This window comes from Pantoea sp. E956-1 (genome assembly GCF_982223955.1).
Genome location: NZ_CEUYZP010000028.1, coordinates 1 through 790, shown reverse-complemented (window position 1 = coordinate 790; position 790 = coordinate 1). Strand labels below are relative to the sequence as shown.

General features: G+C 58.0%; 1 protein-coding gene. It reads left to right on the top strand.

Annotated elements, in window-relative coordinates; genetic code table 11:
* Positions 1-576 precede the first annotated feature (576 nt).
* The coding region (locus AC0T7J_RS25065) for a hypothetical protein (RefSeq protein ID WP_473798413.1) at positions 577-790 on the top strand (214 nt) is incomplete at its 3' end.

Genomic DNA, 790 nt, shown 5'->3' with positions numbered 1-790 from the left:
GGTTAAGGCTGGCAAAGGTGTCGGCCAGATCGCGCACGACCACAAACCGGTGCATCGCACAGGCGGCCATGTCGCTGAGTTCAGTGTGGGTATTGATGAAGAGCACCGGGGATTCGGCGTCGTAGGTGTCGATGGGGAGATAGCGCGGCATTACTTGGTCGGTCATAAAGTTCACTCCAAAGAGGGGTCTGGTGCTGTATTCGACCGCCCAAGATCGTCGCAGAGTTATCTGCGAACGGAGACTATAAAAGTCGCGCCCAACGGCCGCAACCAGAGCTTCTGTCGGACTTTTCGGTATTTTTTGTACGCCGCCCTCGACTTCCACACTTCCCACAAAAAGCCCCTCACCCTAGCCCTCTCCCGGAGGGAGAGGGAACCGATTGGGGGATGCTGCAGCATTGCGTCGAACTGATCCTGCATCACTGAATCCATAATCGCCCGGTACTTTCAGGTCGATGCATAACCTCAGACACCTCGGTCGGCTCCCTCTCCCTCCGGGAGAGGGCTGGGGTGAGGGGGTTTTTGATTTAAGGCATACTTGCCCCCCTCCGCTCTGCAGATCACTGAACCGCCCCCATGCGTATTCACGTCAGTTTCATCGACCGCGTCGGCATCACCCAGGAAGTCCTGGCTATCCTCGGTGGGCGCAATCTCAATCTGGATGCGGTGGAGATGATTCCGCCGAACGTCTACATCGACGCGCCGACCCTCAGCCCGCAAGTGCTCGAAGAACTGAAAGATGCGCTGTTTCGCGTGCTCGGCGTGGAAGCGGTGACCGTGGTCGACATCC